Raw genomic sequence first — 7,952 nt, forward strand, 5'->3', positions numbered from 1 at the left:
GTACACGATACTGGCCGGCAGCTCGCGGCGGATGATCTTGCCAAAAACCGTGGGGTTCTCCATAAGGCATAATCTACCCCATAGTTTAATCATCCCCATCCCCGGCCACGCCATTATCCAGTCTATGAGCCCCGGTGAATTCGTAGCTCGGGTGCAAGCAACCTTGCAAACCCACCGCAACCCCCAGCAGGCGGTCGGGATGGCGAAGTATATGAAGAATCTATTCCCTTTTCTGGGCCTCCCACGCCCAGCCTACGAGGCCCTGGTCAAACCACTGGCCTCCCAAGTCAAAGGTAGGGTGGATGAACAATGGCTCGAGCAAGCCTGTTTATCTCTTTGGCATCTACCCGAGCGGGAGTTCCAGTACGTCGCCCTTGCGCTACTCAAAGGCAACCTTAAGGCCCTCACCCTGGCCAGTCTGCCCCTGATGCAGCAGCTGGTGCAGACCAGATCCTGGTGGGACACAGTGGATGTGATTGCCAGCCACCCGGTGGGTTCGCTGATCCTTCGCTTCCCGGAACTAAAAGCCGAAATGGACACATGGAGCCGCCACCCCGATTTCTGGCTGCGCCGCACCAGCCTCCTTCACCAGCTCGGCTACAAAGCCCGCACCGATGCAGAGCGGCTGTTCCGCTACTGCCTTGACAATGCTGCCGACCAGGAGTTTTTCATCCGCAAAGCCATCGGCTGGGCTCTGCGCGAGTACGCCAAAACCGACCCCCAGGCGGTGTATACCTTGGTGGATAACCACCGCGACCACCTCTCCCCTCTCAGCATCCGCGAGGCCCTCAAGCACCGCCAACCGCCGGCGGAGTTACAGTAAGCCACCACCGATTTGTTTATGCTGATTCCATGCCACGGCTAAGTTTGAAGATCGGGATGGCCATGATCGTGCTGGGCCTATTGACTTATGCGCTCTCTGGCGGTGCCCACCTTACCGCGCTCATACCCAGCTTTTTTGGTATTTTGATTGCGACTTTGGGCTGGATAGCGCTCAAAAACCCAGCCGCCAGCCGCCACGCCATGCACGGGGCCATACTGTTGTCCTTGCTGGCGGTGCTGGGCGGCGCTCGAGTTTTCGGGGCGCTGGGGGGTGGTCTCAACCTGGCGGTAATTTCGCAACTGGGGATGCTGGGACTGGGACTGGCACTCCTGATTCCCGGCATCCAGTCGTTTATCCGAGCCCGCCAGAAAGGAAGTGTCTGATGGGAAGCAGCTTGCCGGCCAGAGCCCTGTGGACGGGGGCGTTTTTGATCTTGATCTCGACCCTGGCAATTATGGTGGCTGGTTTTACGCCCACCGCCTTAATTCCCGGAGCGCTGGGCCTGGTCATTGCCTTGATGGGAATCTGGGCCGATAAAACCCCGGCCCAAAGACCCTTGGCCATGAAGATTGCTCTGGGTCTGGCGGTGCTGGGCATGCTGGGTTCGCTGGGCAGCGTACCCGATTTCATCACCCTGGTGGGCGGCGGCAACGTAGAACGCCCTGTGGCCACCATGGCCCAGTTTGCCACCCTATTCATCTGCCTGGGATTTGTCATCCGCTGGTTTGTGGAAAGCCGCCGCAAGGCGCAGCCTTGATATCAGCGGGCAGTGTTGGGATCAGCAAGACCAGGAGTCATACCAGGCCAGGGCAGCGTTTTCTCTGCATCCCGGCCCTCTCCCACTGGGAGGGGTCTGGAATCGTCTGGTGACGGTACAGTTTGGCGCGGTTAACTTGCAGGGAGTGCGGTTCGCGCACGACCCTATCCTCCAAAGGTGCGCCAACCGCCTCCCAGATGGAGTTTTCGGCCACGCATAACCCCGGGATATTTCCATAAGCCACCCTAAAGCACCGTCAAGAGGCGGGCGGGCTCTTTTTTGATGGATTCAAGCTGGCCCTGCAGGGTATAGCGGTCTATACCGTGTACCCTTACCCAGACCGTCTGCCCGACGTGGGCTTGTCCGGTGAACTCGGCCTCATAGTAGTCGGGGGTGTGGCCGTAGAGTTTACCCTGGCGTATGCTCTCCACCAGCACCTCGACTTGTTCACCTAGCTTCGACTGCGCCCGCTCCTCGGCCAGGCGGGTTGCAAGTGCTTGCACCTCCCTGTTGCGGCGCTTACGCACCTCGATGGGCACCTGCGGCATCGAAGCGGCGCGGGTCTTGGGGCGCGGGGTGTAGGTAAAGGCATGGACGCGGCTGGGGCGCACCGCCTCGAGGAAGGCCAGGGTTTCTTGGTGCTCCTCTTCAGTCTCGGTGGGCAGGCCCGCGATCACGTCGGTGGTGAGGGCGAACCCGGGCACCAGCGCGTAGGCTTGCTGTACCAGATGGTGGTAATGATCTTTATCGTAACGGCGGCCCATCAGGGCCAGCAAACGGTCGGAGCCGGTCTGCAAACTGAGGTGCAGGTGGGGGCGCACCTGGGGGGCAAAACGGCGCATCGCATCCAGTAAATCCTGGTTAGCGTCTTCGGGTTCGAGGGACGACAGGCGCACCCTGGCCCCCATCAGGGCCAGCTCCTCCACCAGCCCGGCAATACCGCGTGGGTGTCCTTTGTAGGAACCCAGTCGCACGCCGGTTAATACGATCTCCTGCACACCCGCTTCCAGCAAGCCCTCTGCTTCCCGAAGGGCATCGCGCTGCTGGCGGTGGCGTTCACGCCCGCGCAGACGGGGAATGATGCAGTAGGCGCAGCCGGCGTTGCAGCCGTCCTGCACCTTTACAAAGGCCCGGATGTAGTTGTTGAGCAGGCCCCGCTCGCCCGCGCCCCAGAACTCGCCCGGCGGGGTAGTGAGGGGGTCGGCAGGCAGGCCAAAGCGTTGCAGGATCAGGCCCGGCAGTTCGGCCTTGCGGTTGTTGGGTATGACTGCATCGGCCCCCAGTTCGGCTAGCTGGTCGGGGGCCAGTTCGGCATAGCAGCCCGTTACCACGATGAAGGCCTGGGGGTTGGCCCGGCGGGCCCGGCGCACTTCCTTGCGGGCATCGGACTCGGCCGAGGTGGTGACGGCGCAGGTGTTGATCACCACCAGGTCGGCCCCGGACTCAGGGGCTACCACCACCGGCTCGAGGGCCTTCAAGAGTCCCACCAGGGCATCCGATTCGACCTGGTTGACCTTACAACCCAGGGTTTTGACCGCCAGCCGTACCCCTTCCACCAGGGGCATTGTGGGCCAAGGCCCGGCTATGGTCAAGTATCGGTCAAGACCAGGTGCTTTACATCCTCTTCCGGGTCGTCTGGTTCTACTTCGATAACCCCATCCCCATCCAGCTTCACGAGGGTGGCCTCGAGGGCTGGCTGGTCAGTTCGGGTGCTGCGGCCCAGCCGACGCTCAATCCGCTCAATCCACTCCGGTCTGGCTTCGCGAACCCAGACCGGCAGATGCAAAACTTCCTGGATGCTGATCCGGTAGTAAGCATCCAGGTGACTAATCGCCTCCAGCAGTTCTTCCACCGAGGCCAGACCGCGGCCCACAGTGTTGCGGAAGAGTTGCCCCGAATGCAATTTTTCGGCGCTTACCCGGCTGGTGAGGTACAGATCGAAGCCTGCTTCATGGCGGTGAATCCAGAGTTCGAGGGTCTCGGATTGCGCCGCCAATCTGCCCCCCAACAACTCATGGGCTCGTAGCGAGTGGATGGCTTCGACCAACGGCCTCATGGTCATAACTGTAGACAAGGGGTAGTCTATCCAGCAGCAAATTTGCACCATAAAGCGCGGATGGCCGTTACGGGTCAGGCTGATAGCATGGGAAGGTGATCACCCTCGAGCACATCCAGGCCGCTGCCCGGCGAATTGCCCCCTACATCCACCGCACCCCGGTATTCACCAGCCAGGGACTGGACCGCCTGTTAGGCCGCCGGCTTTTCTTCAAAGCCGAACACCTGCAAAAAACCGGCAGTTTCAAGGCCAGAGGTGCGCTCAACGCAGCGCTCCAGGTGCAAAATCCCCGGGGCATCATTGCGGTCTCGTCTGGAAACCACGCCCAGGGAGCCGCCTATGCCGCCCAGGTGATCGGGGTTCCGGCGCTGGTAGTGATGCCCGAGGATGCCTCCCCCACCAAAAAAGCCGCCACCCGGGCCTACGGGGCTGAGGTCTACGACCAGGGGGTGACGGTGGAAAACCGCGAAGAGGTGGTGCGCAAGCTGGCTGAAGAAACAGGCTACGAGCTGATTCATCCTTTCGACGACTTGCGGGTGATGGCCGGACAGGGCACCCAGGCGCTGGAATTGTTGGAACAGGTGCCCGACCTGGACGCAGTGCTGGTCTCGGTGGGGGGTGGGGGTCTGATTTCCGGCATCGCCACCGTGATCAAGACCCTGCGGCCCGAGTGCGAGGTGATCGGGGTCGAGCCCGAAACTGCCAACGATGCCCAGCAGAGCTTGCAGGTGGGGGTTCGCATCAAGCTGATGCAGGCCCCCAAAACCGTTGCGGACGGCGTGCGCACGATGGTAGTGGGCGAGAAAACCTTCCCGGTCATGCAGCACCACGTAGACCGCATTGTAACCGTGCCGGACGAGACGACCCTGAAAGCCCAGCGGCTGATGATGGAGCGGCTCAAACAGGTGGTGGAGCCCACCGCCGGGCTGGCCCTGGGGCCGGCGTTGATGAACTATACCCTGCCGACGCGGGTAGCGGTCATTGTGTGTGGGGGAAACTGGCTGCCGTGAGGAATGCGGATAGCCGGTAGCAAAGGCTTGCTGCTTTAGAAATGCCCCGAAATCAGCTCTAGGCTCTTTCTAGGGACTTTTATCGCGGCAATTCAGAGGTAGCCTACAGGCATGGACACCACAACCATACCGATGCCAAACGACCTCGAGATTGCCCGACAGTCCAGACCAAAACCCATCGAAGAAGTAGCCAGGAGCCTAGGAATTGCTCCCCAGGAGTTGTTCCATTATGGCCCGCATATGGCCAAGGTAACCGCCCCGCCGCGAAGTCCAAAGGGGAAGCTTATCCTGGTCACAGCCATGACCCCCACCCCGGCCGGAGAGGGCAAGACCACGGTAGCGATTGGACTGACCCAGGCCCTGGGTAGGCTGGGGAAAAAAGCGGCAGTAGCCATTCGGGAGCCTTCGCTGGGGCCGGTCTTTGGCATCAAAGGAGGGGCTGCTGGGGGGGGCTATGCCCAGGTGCTGCCCATGGAGGAAATCAATCTGCACTTCACCGGCGACTTCCACGCTGTCACCAGTGCAGTCAACCTGCTCTCGGCAATGCTGGACAATCACCTTCACCAGGGCAACGCCCTGGGGCTGGATGCCCGTCGCATTGAGGTCAAGCGGGCCCTGGACATGAACGACCGGGCCCTGCGACAGGTAGTGGTGGGACTGGGCGGCCCCAGCCAGGGGGTGCCCCGCGAGGCTGGCTTCGAGATTACCGTAGCCAGCGAGGTGATGGCCATCATGAGCCTGGCCTCGGATCTGGGCGACCTGCAGGAACGCCTGGGAAAGATTCGCATCGGCTATACCCAGTCCGGCCAGCAGGTGTTCGCCCGCGACCTGGGCGCTGCCGGGGCCATGACCGCGCTGCTCAGGCAGGCCTTCTATCCCAACCTGGTGCAGACCCTCGAGCACCAGCCAGCCTTCGTACACATGGGGCCGTTTGGCAATATCGCCCACGGCACCAACTCGGTAATGGCCACCCGTATGGCCCTGGGTTATGCCGATTATGTGGTAACCGAGGCGGGGTTTGGCTCCGATCTGGGAGCCGAAAAATACATCCACCTGGTCTGTCGCAAAGCGGGGTTTGCGCCCCAGGCGGTGGTGCTGGTCGCAACCATGCGGGCCCTGCGCTTCCACGGAGGGCAGGACGACTACGCCCAGCCCAACCTCGAGGCGGTGCGCAAGGGGCTGCCCAATCTGGCCAGGCATATCGAGAATGTGCGGCTCTTTGGCTTCGAGCCAGTGCTGGCTTTCAATCGCTTTCCCACCGATGGACAGGAGGAGCTCGGGCTGCTGCGGGCGTTTGCCGCCGAACAAAGGGTACAAATTTCCTTTACCGAACTCCACGCCAAAGGGGGGGCAGGGGGCCTCGAGCTAGCGCAGATGGTGCTCGATGCGGCACAAAACCCCGGCCAGATGAAGTTTGTATACGAGCTCGAGCAACCCCTGGAAAGCAAAGTCGCAACCCTTGCCAGCAAGGTCTACGGCGCAGCCAGGGTCGAGTACACCCAGGAAGCCCGCAAAGCCCTCAAGCGGCTGGAAAAGGAGGGCTGGGGCAGCCTGCCGGTAATCATCGCCAAGACCGCCAACTCCCTTACCGACAACCCCCGACTGCGGGGCCGCCCAGAGGGCTTTAGCGTGACTGTGACTGACCTCAAGCCCAAGTGTGGGGCGGGCTTTGTGGTGGCCTACATGGGCGAGGTCATGACCATGCCGGGGCTACCCAAAGAGCCTTCCGCACTCAAAATTGGGCTGGATCGAGAAGGGCGGATTACCGGCTTGTTCTAGCGCAGCAGCCGCTCGAGAATGCTCCGTACCACCTGCCCGGTCTGGGACAGGAGCCGGGGGTCGGCAGCGGTATCGGTGGGAAGGTGGTAGTTGGGGTCGAGGCCCCGGAAAAAGAAGAGCACCGGAACCCCGGCCTGGGCAAAGGGCACATGGTCGCTGCCCCCGCCCGGAGCGCTGCCGCAGGCTACCTGGAGGGCGTTGCAGTCCGCCAGCGCCCGCAGTTCGCCGCTCCCGCCAATACCCAGGGAGCCATTCACATCCACGCCCACCATGTCCAGGTTGAGCATGGCCTTGAGGCCGCGCACAAGCTCGAGGTTTTGCTCGACAAACCTGCGCGAACCCCACAGCCCATCCTCTTCGCCATCGAAGAAGATAAACCAGGTGTGCTCGGAGATGGGCGAGCTGGCGAGTTGACGGGCCAGCTCGAGCACCGTCACGGTGCCCGAAGCATTATCGTTGGCTCCCGGACTACCCGGCACCGAGTCGTAGTGCCCACCCACGATAGCCAGCGGGCTGGCACTGCCCCGCCGGGCCATCACATTGCGCCCCTGTACTTCCTCGGTCACAATGCGCGCATCCAGCACAGCGCGGGTTCCCGTCTGGTTGAACAGTGCGTCGCCATCGCTGCGCGAGAGGGTCACGCCCGGAATGGGGCTACTACCGCCAAAGGTGAAGCGGGTTCCGCTGGGTTCTTCGGTCACGAGGATGATTCCCACTGCCCCGCGACCTGCCGCCAGTCGGGCTTTCTCGAGGCCCGGAATCCCACCCCGGCGCACCACTGCAATGGTTCCTTGCAGGTTCAGGGTGGCAATATCTGCCGCCAGCCCCGCCCCCGGAACCACTGCCAGCGGCCCTTCCACCCGCTGGCCAGGGCTGCCCGCTATGCTGCTGACCTGGAGGGTGGTATCCCCCACCTGCAAGGATGAGCCCAGGTCGCGGGTGCGGCTGTAGGTGAAGGGCTGGAAGTCCACCGTATAGCCCACCTTGCGCAGTTCCGCCGCCAGGTACTCCCCTGCTGCCGTGAGCGCAGGGGTGCCCGCCACCCGTGGCCCCTGGGCCTGCAAGGCCTGCAGGTCGGACTGCATGCGCTCGGTGGAAAAAGCACCGGCCCAGGCCAGCAGCAAAAAAACCGCCGACAGCAAGGCTTTTGTGAGAAACCGGGAGGCTGGGAACTGGCTCATGTCCAAAGCTTGCCATCCAGTCCATGAGTTGAATGGGATTCGGACTGAGAATCATGACCCGCCCAACCCCGCCAACACGTGATTCCGGCCAGCAGGGTGGCGAAGCGGAGGTTTGACCCGTCGGCAACGCTCAGGACGGTTGCCATAGAAGGCCTTCCAATTCATAAACCCTGAGGCGACCCGGAGGCGGTTCTCAAAAAAAACAAGAGTCTTCCCTGGGTAAAAATGCTGTACAGGGCTTATTTTTTTGTCACTGGGGACGGCTGAAAAAAAATAGCGAAGGGAATGCAATGTAGTGCGCCCCTAAAGTGAGACCATAAGCTAAGAGAGCTTTTGGTTGATTTTC

8 protein-coding genes are annotated in these 7,952 nt (G+C 61.9%); 5 read left to right on the forward strand and 3 right to left on the reverse strand.

The window, feature by feature from the left end:
- Positions 1 to 124: 124 nt before the first annotated feature.
- From Q0288_RS03005 to Q0288_RS03015, 3 genes are read left to right on the forward strand one after another with little or no spacing between them, the layout of a single operon-like run.
- Positions 125 to 823 (forward strand): DNA alkylation repair protein, encoded by a 699-nt coding sequence (locus tag Q0288_RS03005; protein WP_299426968.1) that lies wholly within the window; start codon positions 125 to 127, stop codon positions 821 to 823.
- A 29-nt stretch (positions 824 to 852) separates the two neighbouring features.
- A complete protein-coding gene (locus Q0288_RS03010) occupies positions 853 to 1,206 on the forward strand; it encodes a hypothetical protein (RefSeq protein WP_299426970.1) in 354 nt (117 codons plus the stop codon).
- Entirely contained in the window at positions 1,206 to 1,580 is a 375-nt protein-coding gene (locus Q0288_RS03015) for a hypothetical protein (protein ID WP_299426973.1), read from the forward strand. The genes Q0288_RS03010 and Q0288_RS03015 overlap by 1 nt, the downstream gene beginning before the upstream one ends.
- A gap of 245 nt (positions 1,581 to 1,825) precedes the next feature.
- Here the strand turns inward: Q0288_RS03015 and mtaB are convergent, their stop codons facing one another.
- Both mtaB and Q0288_RS03025 read right to left on the reverse strand, forming a co-directional pair.
- A complete protein-coding gene (gene mtaB, locus Q0288_RS03020) occupies positions 1,826 to 3,145 on the reverse strand; it encodes a tRNA (N(6)-L-threonylcarbamoyladenosine(37)-C(2))-methylthiotransferase MtaB (protein WP_299426976.1) in 1,320 nt (439 codons plus the stop codon).
- A 23-nt stretch (positions 3,146 to 3,168) separates the two neighbouring features.
- Complete coding sequence (locus tag Q0288_RS03025; RefSeq protein ID WP_299426979.1) at positions 3,169 to 3,636, reverse strand: hypothetical protein; 468 nt, start codon at positions 3,634 to 3,636, stop codon at positions 3,169 to 3,171.
- Positions 3,637 to 3,731: 95 nt separating this feature from the next.
- Between Q0288_RS03025 and Q0288_RS03030 the strand changes: the two genes are divergently transcribed.
- Both Q0288_RS03030 and Q0288_RS03035 read left to right on the forward strand, forming a co-directional pair.
- Entirely contained in the window at positions 3,732 to 4,646 is a 915-nt protein-coding gene (locus tag Q0288_RS03030; protein WP_299426982.1) for a threonine/serine dehydratase, read from the forward strand.
- 132 nt (positions 4,647 to 4,778) lie between these two features.
- Entirely contained in the window at positions 4,779 to 6,425 is a 1,647-nt protein-coding gene (locus Q0288_RS03035; protein ID WP_299426988.1) for a formate--tetrahydrofolate ligase, read from the forward strand.
- Here Q0288_RS03035 and Q0288_RS03040 read toward each other — a convergent pair.
- Positions 6,422 to 7,606 (reverse strand): M28 family peptidase, encoded by a 1,185-nt coding sequence (locus Q0288_RS03040; protein ID WP_299426985.1) that lies wholly within the window; start codon positions 7,604 to 7,606, stop codon positions 6,422 to 6,424. The genes Q0288_RS03035 and Q0288_RS03040 overlap by 4 nt on opposite strands.
- Positions 7,607 to 7,952: the final 346 nt, after the last annotated feature.

It is taken from the genome of uncultured Meiothermus sp. (assembly GCF_937863175.1).
In the GTDB taxonomy this organism is placed as follows: Bacteria; Deinococcota; Deinococci; order Deinococcales; family Thermaceae; genus Meiothermus.